This window comes from Salicibibacter kimchii, assembly GCF_003336365.1.
Classification (GTDB): Bacteria; Bacillota; Bacilli; order Bacillales; family Marinococcaceae; genus Salicibibacter; species Salicibibacter kimchii.
This window is the reverse complement of the sequence record NZ_CP031092.1, coordinates 2,533,064-2,550,295: the sequence shown is the minus strand read 5'-3', so window position 1 is coordinate 2,550,295 and position 17,232 is coordinate 2,533,064. Positions and strand designations below refer to the sequence as shown.

Sequence of the window (17,232 nt, the reverse complement as noted above, 5' to 3'; positions counted from 1 at the left end):
CTTTCCTCCTTATCGGCTTAACTTCAAACGTTGCAAACGCAAGGCATTCAATACAACGGATACCGAACTGAAGGCCATTGCTGCCCCGGCCACCCATGGAGCAAGTAGACCGGCTGCGGCAACTGGAATGGATGCCGTATTATAAAAGAAGGCAAAGAACAGATTCTGCTTAATGTTGCGAAACGTTTTTGTACTGAGCTGAACGCTATCAGCCACACTGTGCAAGTCGCCGCGCATAAGCGTAATATCGGCGGATTCAATCGCCACATCCGTCCCCGTTCCGATCGCCATCCCAATATCGGCGACCGCGAGTGCCGGTGCATCGTTGATGCCATCGCCAACCATGGCAACTTTTTTGCCTTGGTCTTGGATCTTTTTAATTTCTTCGGCTTTTTGTTCCGGGACCACTTCCGCAATCACACGGTCAATCCCGACTTGATTGCCGATCGCTTCGGCCGTTTGCTGGTTATCTCCCGTCAGCATGGCCACTTCTAAGCCGAGGTCATGCATCCGTTGAATCGCTGCTTTGGACGTTTCTTTCACCGTATCGGCAACGGCAATCATCCCGGCATACTTACCGTCAATAGCAATAAGCATCGCTGTCTTTCCTTCTTTCTCAAGGCCAGACATCTCTTCACCAGAAGATCCGATCGGGACGGATGATGTTTGCATGAGTTTGCGTGTCCCGATAATGATTTCGTCTCCGTCGACAAAGGCACGCACCCCATATCCTGGCAACGCTTCGAAATCTTCGCTCTCTCGCAATGGAATTCCCTTTTCCTCAATGCCTTTGACCATCGCTTCTGCAAGGGGGTGCTCCGAGTTTTTTTCTACGGCACCGACGATTGCAAGCACCGATTCCTCATTGAAATCAGGGACTACTTTGACATTGGTCAATGCAGGTTCTCCCTTTGTCACCGTTCCCGTCTTATCAAGTATGATCGTTTGGATCCCACGTGTGTTTTCCAAGTGCTCGCCGCCCTTAAAGAGCACACCATTTTCAGCAGAGCGACCCGTACCTGCCATAATGGATGTTGGTGTTGCTAATCCAAGCGCACAGGGGCAAGCGATGACAAGGATCGTAATGAGGGGCACTAACGCTGAACGCAAATCTCCGGGATTGATCACGAAATACCAAACAAGAAATGTTGTAATGGCAATCAAGACAACGACAGGCACAAAAATCCCTGACACTTTATCAACCATCCGTTGGACATTCGCCTTGCTTCCTTGCGCTTCTTCCACAACTTTCACAATTTGGGAAAGCGCCGTATCTTTCCCGACTTTCGTAGCTTCGATTTTGAGAAGCCCATTCTTATTGATCGTTGCCCCGATGACCTCGTCTCCTTGTTTCTTGTCAATCGGAATACTTTCACCGGTGATCATCGATTCATCCATGGCCGATTGCCCTTCATAAATCTTTCCGTCCACCGGCACTTTCTCTCCAGGGCGCACCATAACCGTGTCTCCCACAAGCACTTCTTCAATAGCGACTTCCATTTCCTCGCCATTACGAATGATGCGTGCCGTTTTGGCTTGCATTCCGAGCAACTTTTCAATCGCTTTGCTCGTGCGTCCTTTGGCACGTACTTCAAACAGTTTCCCGAGGACCACGAGCGTAATGATCACAGCTGCAGTCTCAAAGTAAAGCTCCGGCATCCCTTGTTGGCCGGTGGCGTACCATTCCCAACCCAAGAAGACACTGTATAAAAAGGCCGCCGTCGTCCCAAGCGCAATCAATACATCCATGTTTGCACTTTTGTTTTTCAAGGCTTTGTAGGAACCACTGTAAAACTGGGCGCCAACGAAGAATTGTACGGGGGCCGCAAGCGCTAGCTGCACCCATGGATTCATGAGCATATCTGGCAAATAGAGGAACGACATAAACTCAAAGTGGGCCACCATTGTCCAAAGCAGTGGCAATGTTAATATCGCCGAGAAAACAAATTTGCCGGTTTGCTTGCGTATTTCGTTGTCTTTTCTACTCACCGTTTCGTCCCGCGACTTTTGTGGTTTAAGGGTATATCCTAATTTGCGGATCCCTTCCATCATATCTCCGACGGTAACTTGACCTTCATCGTATTCGACAGAAACATTCTCCATGGCAAAGTTAACCGTTGCCGAAGAGACTCCTTCCATTTTTGATAGCTTTTTTTCAATTTTTGTCGCACAAGCCGCACAGGTCATGCCCGAAATATCAAAGGTTTGATTTTCATGAATCACTTGATATCCAAGTTTATCAATTTTTTCTTCAAAATCTTGGAGATCCGTCTGATCGGGATCGTAAACAACATTGGTTTTTTCCATCGCAAAATTCACATTTGCTTCACTAACCCCGTCGATTTTGGCAAGGCCTTTCTCAATTTTTGTGGCGCAAGCCGCACAGGTCATGCCTGCGATTTGTAGGGACGCTTCTTTTTGTTCCACTTGTTTTCATCTCCTTCTCCTCGTTAGAAAAGCTCTGATCGAAATCCTTTGCGTGCGTATGAATAAAGAAGAGATTGTTTCAACGGATGGTGGGTAACGATGCTTCCCACGAGTGCTTTCCCAAGCGTCGGTGTCATGGAACGATACCAATACCCTTGAGGGTATAAAACAACAATAGGACCATGTTTGCATTGACCATTACACAACGTTTTTGTCGTGTGTATTGTATACGTTAAGTTTTGATCATGAATGTCTTTTCGTATCGCCTTGGTAACTGCTTCGGCACCGTTTCTTATGCAAGATTTCCCATTGCAAAGCAGTAAGTGGTGACCAAAACCATTTAAATCCATCCACTCCCACCTCCCGTTTAGGGCGAATGAAAAACACACAAATCATAATAGCTTCTGAAAAGAATATACAATACCCCTATAAGGTATGTAAAGCACAAATTTTCACTTTATCAAAACCTACATCCACGTTTGGATACCCTTCTTGGGCATATTTTTTCTTTATTTATTGTCACGAAAGTTCAGAAGCACGAGTTATAAAAGGCATGACAATTGCGAATGCTATGTTGACGGGGTATCATAAGTGTGTTTCAATTATACCTATACGGGGTATAATATTTACAAGGAGGAGATAAAATGTCCAAAAAGGATCATCACGAGCATGAACAGCACCATCACAAGGATCAAGATCATCATACTCACCACAAAGAAGATCATCACGGCCATAATCATCATGGTCATGATCATCACAATCATCATAGCCACCATGCGCATGACGACCATGATCATCACGGTGGCGATGGTGGCCATTCCGGCCATGGTCATCACGGGCATGGCGATCATGGAGATATGATGGCCGACTTTAAAAAACGCTTTTTTGTCACGGTTATTCTGGCAATACCTATTATCATATTGTCCGATATGATTCAGATGTTCTTTAACTATACCGTTGCATTTCCCGGCGATACAGCCGTTGAACTCATCTTGGCAACTATTGTTTTCGTCTACGGGGGTTGGCCATTTTTAACGGGGCTTGTGAGCGAGATTAAAGACAAATCCCCGGGAATGATGACCCTCATCGGGTTTGCTATCTCCGTTGCGTACGTCTACAGTGCAGCTACAGTCTTTGGTCTTGAAGGGATGGATTTCTTCTGGGAGCTCGCCACATTGGTTGCCATCATGCTTCTTGGTCACTGGATTGAGATGAAATCCGTGATGAAAGCATCCGACTCACTTGAATCCCTTGTAGAACTCATGCCTCAAGAAGCCAATAAGCTCGATGAGAACGATCAAGTCATAACCGTCTCTGTTTCTGATCTTAAAAAGGGCGACCGTCTGCTTATTAAACCAGGCGAGAAAATACCGGCGGATGGCCATATTCTAAATGGAAAATCCTCGATCAATGAATCGATGCTTACCGGGGAATCCGAGCCTGTTGAAAAAAGTGATGGAGACGAAGTCATCGGCGGATCGATCAACTCATCCGGTTCCTTGACAATCGAAGTCTCCAAAACGAGCGATGAAGGATATTTATCGCAAGTGGTACAACTGGTCAAAGAGGCACAGGAAAGTAAATCAAGAACCCAAATGCTTTCAGACCGTGCCGCCAGTCTACTGTTCTACGTCGCTGTTGTTGCCGGAATCGTGACCTTCAGCACTTGGATGGCCCTTGGTGTGGATACGAATTTTGCGGTTACTCGGATGGTCACGGTACTTGTTATTTCTTGTCCGCACGCCCTTGGTCTCGCGATTCCATTAGTGGCTGCACGTTCCACAGGAATTTCGGCTGAAAAAGGGTTATTCATTCGAAACCGCATCGGATTTGAAAGCGCCCGAAGGGTCGACACAATGATATTTGACAAGACCGGAACATTAACGCACGGGGAGTTCGGAGTAACAGACATTATCCCGGTAGAAAACAACGTATCCGAAGAGGAGTTGCTAAGATTGGCGGCATCGTTGGAGTCTCAATCAGAGCACCCAATCGCTGCCGGCATTGTAGCAAAAGGAAAAGAAAAGAATATCGACATTCCCCAACCGGAGGACTTTGATTCAATAACAGGGGCAGGAATTACCGGAAACGTTGATGGGAAGGTTATTTCGATCGTCAGCCCGGGGCATCTGCAAAGAGAAGGGATCAGTTATGATAAGGAGCGCTTATCCAAACTCTCGGAAACAGGCAAGACCGTTGTTTTTGTCCTTCAGGAGCAAACATTGCTCGGTGCGATTGCCTTAGCTGATGCTGTTAAAGAATCCGCAAAAGAGGCTATTGATCGCTTGCACCAAATCGGCATGGAAACGGTGATGCTAACCGGAGATAACGAACAAGTGGCCCAAGAAGTGGCCAAACAAATTGGAATTGATCAAGTCATTGCCGAAGTTCTCCCACATCAGAAGGCGGAAAAAGTTAAAGAATTGAAGAAAGATGGGAAACGGGTCGGCATGACCGGGGATGGCATTAATGATGCTCCAGCACTTGCAAATGCTGATCTTGGCGTAGCCGTTGGAGCCGGAACAGATGTCGCTATGGAAACAGCCGATGTAGTGCTCGTCAATAGCGATCCACTCGATGTTGTATCCATTGTCGATCTGTCAAGAGTCACTTATCGCAAGATGATTCAAAACCTTTGGTGGGCTGCTGGCTACAACATCGTTGCGATCCCGCTCGCGGCAGGTGTGCTCGCCGGATGGGGATTCCTGCTTGATCCAGCTTTAGGTGCGGTCCTCATGTCACTGAGTACCGTTATCGTAGCGATCAATGCCCAGACGCTCAAGATGAAATAAATACCCTGTGCATCCTCCACCACTCGGGACAAATACCACTAATCAATTAGAAACCCCTCACGTTCGAGGGGCTTCTCTACTCATTATAAACTTATTCTTAATATTCTATCCCTTTTTAGTATCCTCCGTAGGTATTGGGATCAGCTTTGCAGGCTTGTTTTTTCTCCTTACTTGGTTCCTTTCCTATCATCATATGATGGTTTTCCTCGTGTTGCGGAGATGGCTGATTTTCCATATTTGAAAAGGGAAAGGTCCAGAATGTGAGTAGCATTAACATACACGTTGCAACGAGCAGGACATAATCATATTTTTGAACAAATGTAGAAAATGTTTCCTGAAGGACGTGGCGAATACAAAACATCGTTGTACCCATTAGCAATAACAAGCTGATCAATAGGAGAGCTGCCCCTTCTGAAATCGTGAGCATTTCTACAACCATTGTTCCCATCATACCTGCCATGATCCCGGAAAAAAGCCCTTCAATACTCGCTAGCACATGTAAGCGTATACCGAGAATAAATCCGGTGATTCCAGCAAAGGTTATGCTGAACAAGGTCGAATATAACAAATCTCCATGAAGAACAATTCCGAAGAAAAAACCTAATGACAAGCCAAATACCATGGCCAAAGCCATGGTCATCATCATATTGACCATAAGGCTACCTTTATATCTGCTAAAAAAATAAATGGAACAAATTAAACCCAGATGTATGGATAAGAAACAAACAATATACATATACCCCGTAATCATTTAATCATGCTCCTTGTCCTTTATCACTATTTTATGGCTGCAATATCAACATATGATAAATTTAAAAATGCATTAGGGGGGTAATGTATATTAAACACCAGATCGTTGAGGAAAACTATTTCACAAACATGAATAAGTTAATCCGGCTGAAAAGTGCACACTATAAAATAACATAATCACAAGGCAGCTTTTTTCCTCTTTCAGAAAAGCAACTGCAAGCTAAACGCCATGACAGCCATACCGAGTAGGAACCCATAAATCGAGGAATGCTCTTTATTATATTTTTTGGCCGTAGGAATGAGCCCATCCAATGAGATAAAAACCATAATCCCAGCAACGGAAGCAAATACGATGCCGAACAGAATATCATTTAAGAAAGGCATCAAGACCATAAATGCGACCACTGCACCGAGGGGCTCTAATAATCCTGACAAAAATGAATACAAAAGTGCTTTCTTTCTGCTTCCTGTTGCATAATACATGGGGACAGATACCGTGATGCCTTCCGGGATATTGTGAAGGGCAACTGCGATCGCTATGGCAACGCCGAGCGTAGGTTCTTGTAAAGCCGCGGTAAATGTGGCAATACCTTCCGGAAAGTTGTGGATGGTTATAGCAAGTGCGGTGAAACTCCCCATTCTCATTAATTCCGGGTTTTTTGATCTGGCTGATTGGGGAGATTGATTCATCTCTTCCACTTTTTTCACTTCATGAGGGTTGCCTTGATTAGGAACAAGCTTGTCGATCAACGCAACCAGCAACATACCGGCAAAGAATCCGCCCACCGTCAGCCAACTTCCGATCTGCTCCCCTATAGCGCTTGTTAAGGCATCCTGAGCTTCAGAAAAAATCTCCACGAAAGATACATAAATCATGACCCCGCCGAGAAGCCCAGCGATCAACGTCAGGCCAAGGGCAAACCACACATCTTGTCCCACTGCACATCACTCCATTTGTTGGGAATTTATAACTTCCAATTCGCATCTCTATGTAAGGCTTTTTGTATCATTCCAATGGAGATTGTCATTTATTTAGGTTTCAAACTAGCTAATTTTTTTGATTCCTCTCCGAAAGGACTTTAACAAAGCCAAAGATATGTACAGCCCACACTATAACAACTAAAAATAGAAATGGAATTCGAGCAAAATTGGGTAACGGGATGTGAAAGAACAAGAAATAAACCGTGTGCAGAACGACCAATATATAATATATGTGCACACGCTGTTGGAGATATTTCCAACTCTCTTGGCCAAGCATTTTTATACTCTTTTTATTTGAGGTCATGAAAAGTGCAAATAAATAAATCAAAGCCACTATGCCAATAAGATTACCAATGGCAAATCCTGGGTGAGTGTCATAACTATTTGTCATGGGATTGAAGACAAAGAACAGCCTCATGAAGTCCCACATAATCCAACCATCAAAAATAATGTAAACATGAGCAAAAGCCGTTATGGCCACCCAAATCCCTAGCTGTTTCCTCCAGTGCAGCAATAATTTCATGCTGTTGCTAAACTTTGAAGATGATCCAAGAAGGAGAATCGCTACGATGTAAAGAACAGATATGTCGGCAAAAGCACGGTTCCAGGCATGCATCGGATCCCATTCTCCTCTTAAAAAAAGAAAGAAAGCCATAAGTGCCACGGTTACAAAGAACAAGAAAATATGTTTTTTGATCGCTCGGCTCATTCCTTTTCTTTCATTCCTTTCCTTACGCTTTTTTATTAGTATATAAAAAATGTATGAAAAAACTATGGAGATCTGGAACACCGGGCAGCTTTTTCTTCAAAACGATCCTGGGGCATCTTTCATAAGAATACTTCATTATTTCTTCACTTTTTTCACCTACACTAGAACTATGAGGAAAGATGAGAAATGATAAAAGGAGATAAACACAATGATTCCTCAGTAAGGGCATACATTGAATGTTCAAGGGTCAATAACTTCATCATCTGGATACTTATACAGGGGGGAAGCAATTGCGGGGTAAATATATCATGCCCATTGTTTTGACGGTAATAACTTTAGTGTTTTTTCTAACGTTTAACCCATTTACGGTTGAACCTGAAGCCGAGGAAGCAGGGGAGTGGATAGAGATTAACCAAAACGAGGTGAGTGCAGAGATTGGTGAGGCAAACGTTGAATTGGTTGACTTGCGTGAAAAAGAGCTTTACGACGAAGGACATATCCCCGGTGCGATTCATATTCCTTACGATAAATTTCAACAACGTTATAACGAATTGAGCGATGACAACCGGATCATCTTAATTTGCCACACAGGGAGCATGGGGGTTGATAGTGCGGACTTTCTTGTTAATCAAGGATTTGATGATGTTGCCAATTTTGGTGGAGGAATGGCCGTTTGGGAAGGGCCACTGAAAACAAATTAAATACTAACATCGCCTATCCTGATTTATTTTGCTAACGTGTAAAACCCCATGGCCACCGTTTGATGACCATTAATATGATGGTATGATTTTGTGATCTTATATTGCGTGTAATATAGGGTCACATTTTTGTGACAAAGGGAGTTCTTCATTATTTCTCCACATTTTTGTCTTAACGTAAGTCGTAGTTTTTTAAAGGGAATTTGTAAATACCTTAATGCTATTACGCAGGTAAAACCATCTATTTGGGAAAGAAAATTCTCATAGAACTTATTGTCAAGGTCAGGGAATTTTTGATCAAATGCCAGAAATGAGTGAAAAAATGCTGCTTTCTAATGTACAACCATTAAACCCCGTTGCCTTTGAAATCTTCGGCTGGCCGATATATTGGTATGGCGTTATTATCATTCTTGGTGCCTTACTAGGGTACGTATTAGCCAACCGTGAAGCCATACGTCGTGGACTTCCAAAAGACTTTTTCGCGGATTTACTCATCTGGGCAGTTCCAGTTGCACTGGTTTTTGCAAGGATGTATTATGTCATCTTCAACTTGGATTATTATTTGGAAAACCCAGGACAAATAATTGCAATCTGGGAAGGTGGCCTTGCGATCCACGGTGGGCTAGTTGGTGGCGTTCTTACTGGGTATGTATTTGCAAAAATTCGAGGCTTTTCTTTTTGGAAAGTTGCAGATATTGCAGCCCCGAGTATTTTACTTGGGCAAGCCATTGGACGCTGGGGCAATTTTATAAACCAAGAGGCTCATGGCGGAGAGGTATCGAGAGAATTTCTTGAAAATCTTATGCTTCCCGATTGGATTATCAATCAAATGTTCATTGATGGCAGCTACTATCATCCAACTTTTCTATATGAATCCATTTGGAGTTTCATCGGGGTTGGAATTCTTCTTTATTTACGAAGAGTCAACATGAGGCGTGGTGACCTTTTTCTCACGTACGTTATTTGGTACTCATTTGGACGCTTCTTCATCGAAGGATTACGTACGGACAGTTTAATGATCTTTGACTTCCTGCGTACTGCACAAGTCATTTCCATTGTTTTAATTGTCGGTGCTGTCATCACTATCATTTATCGAAGAAAAACAGGCTTATCTAGGATCAGGTATTTATCCGATGATTCACCGAAGAAAAAGAACAAGAATAAGAAAAGGGAAAAGAAATAAGAAGAGGTACGAATGAAGACAAAATGAAGACAAATAGCCAAGGATGATGCTCCAAGCGATTTGAAGCAATAATATTCCTAAGTTTTGCATTTGAAATGAACAAAAACAGCCAAGAAACCGTATCAATGCTGTTTTTTTGGCTGTTTCCTTTTGTCAAAGAGTTGTAGGAGAAATCAGCCCATTTACTTCCCCTAAAATTTTTTCATCTATCCTAATGACAGGCATTTTTGCTGTAATCAATCTCAGTTCACTTTCTTTAAGCCCACATTTAACGGGCACTTCTTATTTTTATTTTCACAAACGAGGACCCGGCGCTCCTTGAATAGACGCCTTCTTCTCAGATGCGCTGGAAAAGGCCAGGAACTTTCCAAATGAAGCTTCCTCCAAGCGCTCCCCTACTCATTCAACGCTGTCTCCAACGTCTCAATATTTTTCCCCATTATGCTGAAATAGTCTTCATTATTCTCCATGTCTTCTTCGGAAATGGATTCCAAGTTTCGAAGCACCAGACTTTCTGCGCCGATTTCCTCCTGAATCACTTCGGTGACGGAACTGTTCACGTTATTTTCAAAAACGACGTAGCCGATATCCTCTTCTTCAGCGATTTTCGATTTCGGCAAGCTCTGACTGGGACGGCTCTTCATTAGGGGAAAGACCTAGAACGCTCAATTGTTCTAATCCGTAGCGATCTTCCCAGTAGCCATAAGCAGCATGGGAGACAATCAACTCATCACGATCGGCCTCTGCAAACGTCGATTCCAACGTTTGATCGAGCGTTTCCAGGTCATCACGTAGCGCTTCATAGTTTTCCGTAAAATAAGCTTCCTGTTCCGGCCGCAACTCGATAAGTGTATGTTTAATATTCTCCGCAACGTCTATACTACGGGCCGGATCCAAAAAAATATGCGGGTCGCCATCCTCATGTTCAGCCTCGTGATCTTGTTCATGGTCATGATCATCATCATGGTCATGGTCGTTGCCAATTAGTTCAATGCCTTCGCCCGCAGGGACTATTGCCACATCCTCATCAGCGAGCATATCCTCGGCTGTTTCAACAAAGCCTTCTATTCCTACGTCGGAATAGATAAAGGCATCGCTTTCCGCGAGTTGGATCAACTCATTAGCTGTCGGCTCAAAGGAATGCGCGTCTGTGTTCGGCGGGTAGATGGTTTCGGCATTGACTTCGTTGCCGCCAATTTTGGACGTAAAGTCCTCCAAAGCGAAAACCGTCGTGTGAATCTGTAAAGGATCCTTCTCCCTTTCGTTACCCGAGCTTTCCCCTTGGCAACCGGCAAGTGCTATGCCGGAAATGATGATCATCATACATGATTTCCGCATCCAAATAAACATCCTTTCAAATAGTAATGATTACGATTTAAGATTAGAGAAACACATTGATCCTGTCAAGGACTTTCTAAAATCTTACTTTAATCTAGGGTAATCAACTACTTTCATAGAAAAGAATCAAGGCAATCAGTTTATGGATATACCAAATTTATGCGCGTGATTGGGGGGGGTGGTTCTATATCTACTGATAATATTATGAAGGGTGATATTAAATTGTAATCATACAGTAATAGAATCCTCATAGTTTCTCCATATTTTCTTGTTATTTTAACTTAGGAATACAAAAATGGGGAGGAAGTTTAAATGAAAATGAGAAAACTATTTTTATCTTCATCACTCGTGACAGTTGTTATGTTTGCTCCAATGTGGAGTGAAAGTGCTTCCGCATATGCTGAGCCAGACGAGGATGATCATAGCGTCCAAGATGATTATACAGAGGATAACATGGGCACTTCCCAAACCTATCTCATAACAGATGACCAGGGTAGTGAAGTGGAGCAATTACAGTCTGAGTTAAGGAATCAAGGGTACACTGTTCAAGTCGATGGGGTGTTTGGTCCTGAAACAGAAGATGCTGTTAAAGAATATCAAAGCGATCAAGGCCTTGTTATAGATGGAATAGCCGGCCCAAATACATATCAGGCATTAGAACCAGACACTTCAAGTAATGGTGATCCGTCAAATGAAGATTCAGAAAACCAAGATCCAGCCTCTTCAGATTCAGATATTGTTGCAACAGCTCAAAGTGTACTGGGAACGCCTTATCAATGGGGCGGCACAACGCCTGATGGATTTGATAGTAGTGGCTTTATCAACTACGTGTTTGATCAAAATGGCATCGATGTCTCTCGAACACATGCAGAGATGTGGGAGAACGATGGGGAACACGTAACGTCTATGAGCATTGGGGATCTTGTGTTTTTCGAAGGAACGTATGATACGACAGGAGCTTCACACAGTGGCATATATATCGGGGATAACCAAATGATTCACGCAGGGAATGAAGGCGTTGTGCAAGCAGACATCACCAGTGATTATTGGCAAGACCACATCATTGGAACCAAAACCATGCAGTAACTTATCATAAAAATCAGCTGTTGCTATGATTCGCTCATAGCAACAGCTTTTTTAGATCAACGAATTCCGGATATCGTTCAATGAGACGCTAAAAATCCATTCATACTTTATGGATAGTCATAAGAAAGGTTGGAGTCTCTCCTTAAGCATTTCTTCGGTCACTTCTCCCATGATGATATCAACGATAATGCCTTCTTCATTAATCAAATACGTGGTTGGAAGACCAGCGACTTGATACTCATCAGCCATTTCCCCATCCGTGTCGAAGAGGACAGGCATGGTAACTGGTTGTTCATCTAAAAATTCCATTGCTTCATCCATCGTACGCTCAAACGATGACATATTGACTGCTAGCACATTAACCTCTTTGTCACTAAATTCCTTATGGACTTGATCAAGCAGGGGGAATTCTCGAATACAGGGTTCACACCAAGAAGCCCAAAAATTTATAATGACAAACGTGCCACGTACATCGTTTAAACTCATACTCTCTCCTTCGGCTTGCGGCAACTCCATATCCGGGGCTTCTTCTCCCTGATTGACACCCACCGGTGGAGAAGAAACAGAATTATAGATGATTGCTCCCATCACCAACGTTGCAATCAGAAGAGCCCCTATGCTGCTTATTTTTCGAACCATTCGTATTCCCCCGCTGACCCGTTTTCTAAGGAGAATAGCACTATTCCACCTTCCGGGTTATCTAACATATCTCTTGAAATCTTAAATGCTCACCATTGTTCATCTAAATCATTTGACTTAATCGTAGTGTGCAATCTGTATCGTCAATGCCCATTGAAATAACAAAAAAGATCTTCGGCTTTTATTTTGTTTGTTATTTGCCTACGCTGTCACGATTAAATTTTTAATCGACTACGACCGTGTTAAGAAGCTGCAGGGTCGACCATTTGCATAAAATCTTGGACGTGTTCTTCGCTCATGCCTCCGACTCGAATGTGAACAACCTCTCCGTTTTCATCAATCATATAGGTTGCCGGGAGTTGCCCGACGCCATAATGATCCATCACATCACCATTTTCATCCATCAGGATGGGGAAGGTTAATTGAAGACGCTCAGCGAATCGATCAATGGTCAACTCGGATTCCCCCACATTCACGGCAAGAATTTCAACATCGTCATCCAAATACGCCTGATGTTGATCTTCCATATAAGGCATTTCTTCTTCACATGGTGGGCAATAGGTTCCCCAGAAGTTAAGAAATACGCCTTGTCCTTCATAATCCGCAAGCTCTACCCTTTCACCATCCATATTAATCAAAGTGAAATTGGGGGCTTGATCTCCTTCCGAAACCACTTCCTCCGTGTGAATAAAATTGGTATAAAACACATAAGAAACAACGACAGCAAGCGTCATTAAAACAGCCGTACGCATCCAAAAGCGACGTCGTTTACGTTTAGCTCTCTCCTCTTTATCCATAGTCCACCTCACTATTGGTAGATTGCCATTGATGGCGCTTTTAGGCGTTTCCTAGACGTGTTCTCTCTGCATGGATACCTGTGTCAAAGATGCTTTTGATTCTAAGCATAAGAGTGGAGACCTGCAATCACAAGGTTGACGAATATTAAATTAATCATGATAATCGCGAAACCAACCACAGCCAACCAAGCCGAAGGCTCCCCTTGCCAACTGCGATTCAACCGTAAGTGCAGGTAAGCTGCATAGAAGAGAAAGGTAATGAGTGCCCACACTTCTTTCGGGTCCCACCCCCAAAACCTTGTCCAAGCAATTTGAGCCCAGATCATGGCAAAAACAAGCCCTCCTAAGGCAAAAAGTGGGAACCCAATCGCTATGGCACGATAGCTTATTTCATCCATCAAGTCCGGATTGACCCTTTTTACGAATGGTTGTAACAGAGTCCCTATACGTCTTCTCGTTATCAAACGAGTCGCCCCAAATAAAACGAGACCAGAACCAAAAGCCCATGCTGTTGTGTTCAAGGAATCACTATCAATCCAATCGGGCATTTCGAACCAAGGCTCCATCCGATCTGAAGAGAGCAACTCTCCCTCGTTCGGGCCAAATATCGGGGGAAGATCATAAATGATTTCGGCTGGTTCTTCAAATTCATTGATATAAGAAAATTGTGCTTCATAACCGAATGCGTTAAACACGTTGGTCAAAACAATGAAGGCGAAAAGAGTCATAAAAGTGTACATAATAAACTCGACGCCAAACGTCCTTTTGGTCATTTTTTTCCCTTTTAAATCAATTGTCCTTAAAAGGTAGATGACGCCGGCTCCAAAACTAACGGCAAGAATCCCTTGCGCTAACCCTGTTGTTAACACGTGAATCTCGAGCCAATAGGTTTGTAAAGCCGGTTGTCGTGGTTGATAATCGGTCACAAACACTGTGGCATATCCGATCATGAGCATCACCACAGGCAATGTAATGACGCCAAGGACGTTACTTCTGTATATGCCATAGATGATCACAAAAGCTAGACTTAACGTAATACCAAAAAATGTGAGATACTCGAACATATTACTAACCGGGGCAAACCCGACCGTGATCCATCTGGTCACGAAATATCCTAAGGCAAAAACGAGGCCACCAATGGCTGTTATATATCCGAAAAGACCCCAATTATTTCCCGTTATCTGGCCTTCCTTGTTCTTCCATTTTCGCCCTGTCACAGAAACCGCATATAACACGGTCGCAACCAAATAGAAGAAAAAAGCGATCGTGAGTAGGGTCATGCTCAAACTCATCTTTATTTACCTCCTATACTCCCATTAAAAGTGAACCTTAGCTATTGTCCTTGTCCTCTCTCTTCTCGTATTCATCATCAATCTGATCCCGGGGCATTGTAATCTCTGTCTCTTTCGTGATCGCATCGATGTCTTTTTTTAGGGGTGCCCAGTGTTTATTCGTGTGAGCAGCAAGCCAAACCTCTCCGTCGTTTCGTTGCAACCAAATGCGACGATGCGGCCAATAAGATCCTTGTACAAGGCCGATCAGGAAAATGGCTCCTCCAACAATAAGATAGGGAATCGTGTTATCTTTTCGAACGGTAAGACCTGTTACATCATTAGTATCAAGACCATCTAACGAAAACTCGTATCGATTCTCTTCTTGATCAGGGCTCACATTGTAATTCGCCTGAATACCGAGAAAAGTATGGTCTAATGCTTCTGTATCCGGGTTCACCATTTCAAAAATGAATGCCGGATTGTCCGGAACATCATTTTCCGTTGTTGGCATACCTTCATCATTCATTTCGTAATTCGGGAAGTAGCTATGAATGCGAACCTCCTCCCCATTATCAAGGGCATACGTATCATCAGGGTCATTTAAATCTACGGCAAATGAACCCAACACCTCATCGGTTTCTGTGTCCTCAACTTCAAAAGTCATTTCTTTTAACTCATCCAATTTATAGTCCACTTGATAAAGGGCATAGTCATCAAAATCGAAGGAATCATTGACTTCTATGGAGTGCCTAGCAACTTCTTCAAGCTCTTGGTCGACACCCAGAGGGCCTTCTGGCGTATATAATACGGCATCTGTCCGAAATGTTTCCTCGAATACATCGCCTGCACTAGCTTCCATGCCCTCCCCGAATATTTCATCATCTTCATCAAACTCTTCGTATGTGAATCCCTGATTCTCAACGTAATAATCACCGGATGTTCCAGGGACCACTTCGGTCTCGCCTTCACGAACCCACATATTTTCGTCGACATACATACCTGGGAAAAACCGAAGCGATGCTCCAATTAAAAATACAATCAACCCGATGTGATTCACATAAGGCCCCCACCGTGCCCAACGGTTTTTCTCCGCCAGTATATGGCCGTTTTCTTCCCGAATGTTGTAACGCTTCTTTTTCAATAGATCTTGGGCTGCCTGAAACGTTTGATCGACATCTTCCACCCGAGTGGTCCCAAAAATACGCTGACGTTTCATAAAACTTTTGTGTCTGGTTACACGCTGCGATTTCAAAGCTTTATATAACGGAAAAAAACGATCGATACTAGCAATGATGATTGATACTCCCAGCGCAGCGATCAACAACATATACCACCAGGATCCATACATATTGTGCAGCCCAAAAGCATAATAAACCTGGCCTAATGCTCCGTACTCCTCCGCATAATACACTTCCGGCGTTTCGCCGGGCGGCATAAACATCTCTTGCGGAAAAATGGTTCCGAGAGAAGAAGCTATAAGCGTCACAATAATAATGCCTATCCCGACCTTAACCGATGAAAAGAAATTCCAGATTTTATCGATAATAGATGTGCTATATATTTGGGAACGACGCGCAGCACCCTCATAACGCATGTTGAGCAATCGGTTCGAATCAGGGTCTGCCAGTGGTTTGCCACATGATCCACATACTTCTGTCCCGTAAGGGTTGACTCGTCCACACTCGCATTTTTGATTCATCATGAGCCCCCCATAAATCTAGTTTCATAGATAATCAGTTTTCCCGAACAATCTTTCTTGGACGCCAATCGCTTTTCGAAAGAATGTCTCATAACCACAATCATTTAAATCATCCAGGACGGGACATACTGCCCTAAATACATCGCGATCGTCTCGAAATAACCGGTGAAAAGAAGAATGCCCAGGATAATCATAATGACGCCACTCCCTTTTTGAATGGCCGGTAAAAAGCGATTGATGGAGTTAAGCTTCTGGAAAGATTTCGCATAAAGGAGCGAAACCCCTATGAACGGTACCCCCAGGCCCATGGAATAAACAAAAAGCATGGTCGACCCTGTAAGCATGCTTCCAGATGCTCCCGCAAGCGTGAGGATGGAACCGAGGGTGATGCCAATACAAGGCGTCCATCCAGCTGCAAATACCAATCCAAACAGCACCGAACCGGAAAAGCTTGAGGCTTTTTTGGGCGTTTTGGCTACTTTTTTCTCTGTTAGTAAGGCACGAATGGAAATAAGCCCACTCATTTGTAGCCCAAATAAAATAATGATGACACCGCCTAGTTGCATAACGACACTACTGTACTGATTAAACCATGACCCAAGCAGGGTTGAGGATAATCCCAACAGCAAGAAAATAATCGTAAAGCCAAGAATAAATCCGATGCTTCGGGTGAAAATCAACCGCCGATCCGCATTGATGGCTCCCGATGAGACATCGGTGCCGGTCAGTTGAGCCAAATAAGCCGGAAGCAATGGAAAAATGCAAGGGGAAAAGAAAGATATGAGGCCTGCCGCAAAAGCAAGGCCGAGCGACACATCATCCATATAACGAGTTCCTCCTCCAACATTGATGTATGAAG

Annotated in this window: 16 protein-coding genes; 4 read left to right on the top strand and 12 right to left on the bottom strand. The window is 43.6% G+C overall.

Going from position 1 to position 17,232, the window contains the following annotated elements:
• Positions 1–9 precede the first annotated feature (9 nt).
• Both DT065_RS12950 and DT065_RS12945 read right to left on the bottom strand, forming a co-directional pair.
• Entirely contained in the window at positions 10–2,427 is a 2,418-nt protein-coding gene (locus DT065_RS12950; RefSeq protein ID WP_114374091.1) for a heavy metal translocating P-type ATPase, read from the bottom strand.
• A gap of 23 nt (positions 2,428–2,450) precedes the next feature.
• Positions 2,451–2,777, bottom strand: coding sequence for a (2Fe-2S) ferredoxin domain-containing protein (locus DT065_RS12945; protein WP_114374090.1), 327 nt, complete (start codon positions 2,775–2,777; stop codon positions 2,451–2,453).
• Positions 2,778–3,071: 294 nt separating this feature from the next.
• Here DT065_RS12945 and DT065_RS12940 point away from each other — a divergent pair, with 294 nt between their 5' ends.
• Positions 3,072–5,219 (top strand): copper-translocating P-type ATPase, encoded by a 2,148-nt coding sequence (locus tag DT065_RS12940; protein ID WP_114374088.1) that lies wholly within the window; start codon positions 3,072–3,074, stop codon positions 5,217–5,219.
• Positions 5,220–5,334: 115 nt separating this feature from the next.
• Here DT065_RS12940 and DT065_RS12935 read toward each other — a convergent pair whose 3' ends face one another.
• From DT065_RS12935 to DT065_RS12925, 3 genes are all read right to left on the bottom strand, one after another.
• The gene (locus DT065_RS12935; RefSeq protein WP_114374086.1) at positions 5,335–5,970 is read right to left on the bottom strand and encodes a hypothetical protein; all 636 of its coding nucleotides are present in this window, start codon (positions 5,968–5,970) and stop codon (positions 5,335–5,337) included.
• 200 nt (positions 5,971–6,170) lie between these two features.
• Positions 6,171–6,908, bottom strand: a complete 738-nt coding sequence (zupT, locus tag DT065_RS12930; RefSeq protein WP_114374085.1) for a zinc transporter ZupT — start codon at positions 6,906–6,908, stop codon at positions 6,171–6,173.
• A 109-nt stretch (positions 6,909–7,017) separates the two neighbouring features.
• On the bottom strand, positions 7,018–7,659 hold the full coding sequence (locus tag DT065_RS12925) for a hypothetical protein (protein WP_160112547.1): 642 nt from the start codon (positions 7,657–7,659) through the stop codon (positions 7,018–7,020).
• A 290-nt stretch (positions 7,660–7,949) separates the two neighbouring features.
• On the opposite strand from DT065_RS12925, the gene DT065_RS12920 reads away from it, so the two are divergent.
• Both DT065_RS12920 and lgt read left to right on the top strand, forming a co-directional pair.
• Positions 7,950–8,360 (top strand): rhodanese-like domain-containing protein, encoded by a 411-nt coding sequence (locus DT065_RS12920; RefSeq protein ID WP_227002597.1) that lies wholly within the window; start codon positions 7,950–7,952, stop codon positions 8,358–8,360.
• Positions 8,361–8,667: 307 nt separating this feature from the next.
• The gene (gene lgt / locus DT065_RS12915; RefSeq protein WP_418314666.1) at positions 8,668–9,540 is read left to right on the top strand and encodes a prolipoprotein diacylglyceryl transferase; all 873 of its coding nucleotides are present in this window, start codon (positions 8,668–8,670) and stop codon (positions 9,538–9,540) included.
• A 395-nt stretch (positions 9,541–9,935) separates the two neighbouring features.
• On the opposite strand, the gene DT065_RS20015 is transcribed toward lgt, so the two are convergent.
• On the bottom strand, positions 9,936–10,160 hold the full coding sequence (locus tag DT065_RS20015; protein WP_472511538.1) for a metal ABC transporter solute-binding protein, Zn/Mn family: 225 nt from the start codon (positions 10,158–10,160) through the stop codon (positions 9,936–9,938).
• Positions 10,138–10,878 carry a metal ABC transporter solute-binding protein, Zn/Mn family gene (locus DT065_RS12910; protein ID WP_472511537.1) on the bottom strand — a complete coding sequence of 247 codons (741 nt, stop codon included), beginning with the start codon at positions 10,876–10,878 and terminating at the stop codon, positions 10,138–10,140. Before DT065_RS12910 ends, DT065_RS20015 begins: the two co-directional genes overlap by 23 nt.
• A gap of 312 nt (positions 10,879–11,190) precedes the next feature.
• On the opposite strand from DT065_RS12910, the gene DT065_RS12905 reads away from it, so the two are divergent.
• Positions 11,191–11,964 carry a C40 family peptidase gene (locus DT065_RS12905; protein ID WP_114374081.1) on the top strand — a complete coding sequence of 258 codons (774 nt, stop codon included), beginning with the start codon at positions 11,191–11,193 and terminating at the stop codon, positions 11,962–11,964.
• 117 nt (positions 11,965–12,081) lie between these two features.
• On the opposite strand, the gene DT065_RS12900 is transcribed toward DT065_RS12905, so the two are convergent.
• The 5 genes from DT065_RS12900 to DT065_RS12880 form a co-directional block, all read right to left on the bottom strand.
• Positions 12,082–12,603 carry a TlpA family protein disulfide reductase gene (locus DT065_RS12900; protein ID WP_114374079.1) on the bottom strand — a complete coding sequence of 174 codons (522 nt, stop codon included), beginning with the start codon at positions 12,601–12,603 and terminating at the stop codon, positions 12,082–12,084.
• Positions 12,604–12,845: 242 nt separating this feature from the next.
• Positions 12,846–13,400: a thiol-disulfide oxidoreductase ResA gene (resA, locus tag DT065_RS12895; RefSeq protein ID WP_114374077.1), complete on the bottom strand. Its 555-nt coding sequence runs from the start codon at positions 13,398–13,400 to the stop codon at positions 12,846–12,848.
• A gap of 101 nt (positions 13,401–13,501) precedes the next feature.
• Positions 13,502–14,692, bottom strand: a complete 1,191-nt coding sequence (gene ccsB / locus DT065_RS12890) for a c-type cytochrome biogenesis protein CcsB (RefSeq protein WP_114374076.1) — start codon at positions 14,690–14,692, stop codon at positions 13,502–13,504.
• A 37-nt stretch (positions 14,693–14,729) separates the two neighbouring features.
• A complete protein-coding gene (gene resB, locus DT065_RS12885; protein ID WP_114374074.1) occupies positions 14,730–16,376 on the bottom strand; it encodes a cytochrome c biogenesis protein ResB in 1,647 nt (548 codons plus the stop codon).
• Between the two features lie 101 nt (positions 16,377–16,477).
• Positions 16,478–17,197, bottom strand: a complete 720-nt coding sequence (locus tag DT065_RS12880; protein ID WP_114374072.1) for a cytochrome c biogenesis CcdA family protein — start codon at positions 17,195–17,197, stop codon at positions 16,478–16,480.
• Positions 17,198–17,232: the final 35 nt, after the last annotated feature.

Coding starts and splice junctions, on each gene's coding strand:
- DT065_RS12945 (WP_114374090.1), bottom strand. CDS start 2,777: ATGGATTTAAATGGTTTTGGTCACCACTTACTGCTTTGCAATGGGAAA.
- DT065_RS12940 (WP_114374088.1), top strand. CDS start 3,072: ATGTCCAAAAAGGATCATCACGAGCATGAACAGCACCATCACAAGGAT.
- DT065_RS12935 (WP_114374086.1), bottom strand. CDS start 5,970: ATGATTACGGGGTATATGTATATTGTTTGTTTCTTATCCATACATCTG.
- DT065_RS12925 (WP_160112547.1), bottom strand. CDS start 7,659: ATGAGCCGAGCGATCAAAAAACATATTTTCTTGTTCTTTGTAACCGTG.
- lgt (WP_418314666.1), top strand. CDS start 8,668: ATGAGTGAAAAAATGCTGCTTTCTAATGTACAACCATTAAACCCCGTT.
- DT065_RS12910 (WP_472511537.1), bottom strand. CDS start 10,878: ATGCGGAAATCATGTATGATGATCATCATTTCCGGCATAGCACTTGCC.
- DT065_RS12905 (WP_114374081.1), top strand. CDS start 11,191: ATGAAAATGAGAAAACTATTTTTATCTTCATCACTCGTGACAGTTGTT.
- DT065_RS12900 (WP_114374079.1), bottom strand. CDS start 12,603: ATGGTTCGAAAAATAAGCAGCATAGGGGCTCTTCTGATTGCAACGTTG.
- resA (WP_114374077.1), bottom strand. CDS start 13,400: ATGGATAAAGAGGAGAGAGCTAAACGTAAACGACGTCGCTTTTGGATG.
- ccsB (WP_114374076.1), bottom strand. CDS start 14,692: ATGAGTTTGAGCATGACCCTACTCACGATCGCTTTTTTCTTCTATTTG.
- resB (WP_114374074.1), bottom strand. CDS start 16,376: ATGATGAATCAAAAATGCGAGTGTGGACGAGTCAACCCTTACGGGACA.
- DT065_RS12880 (WP_114374072.1), bottom strand. CDS start 17,197: ATGGATGATGTGTCGCTCGGCCTTGCTTTTGCGGCAGGCCTCATATCT.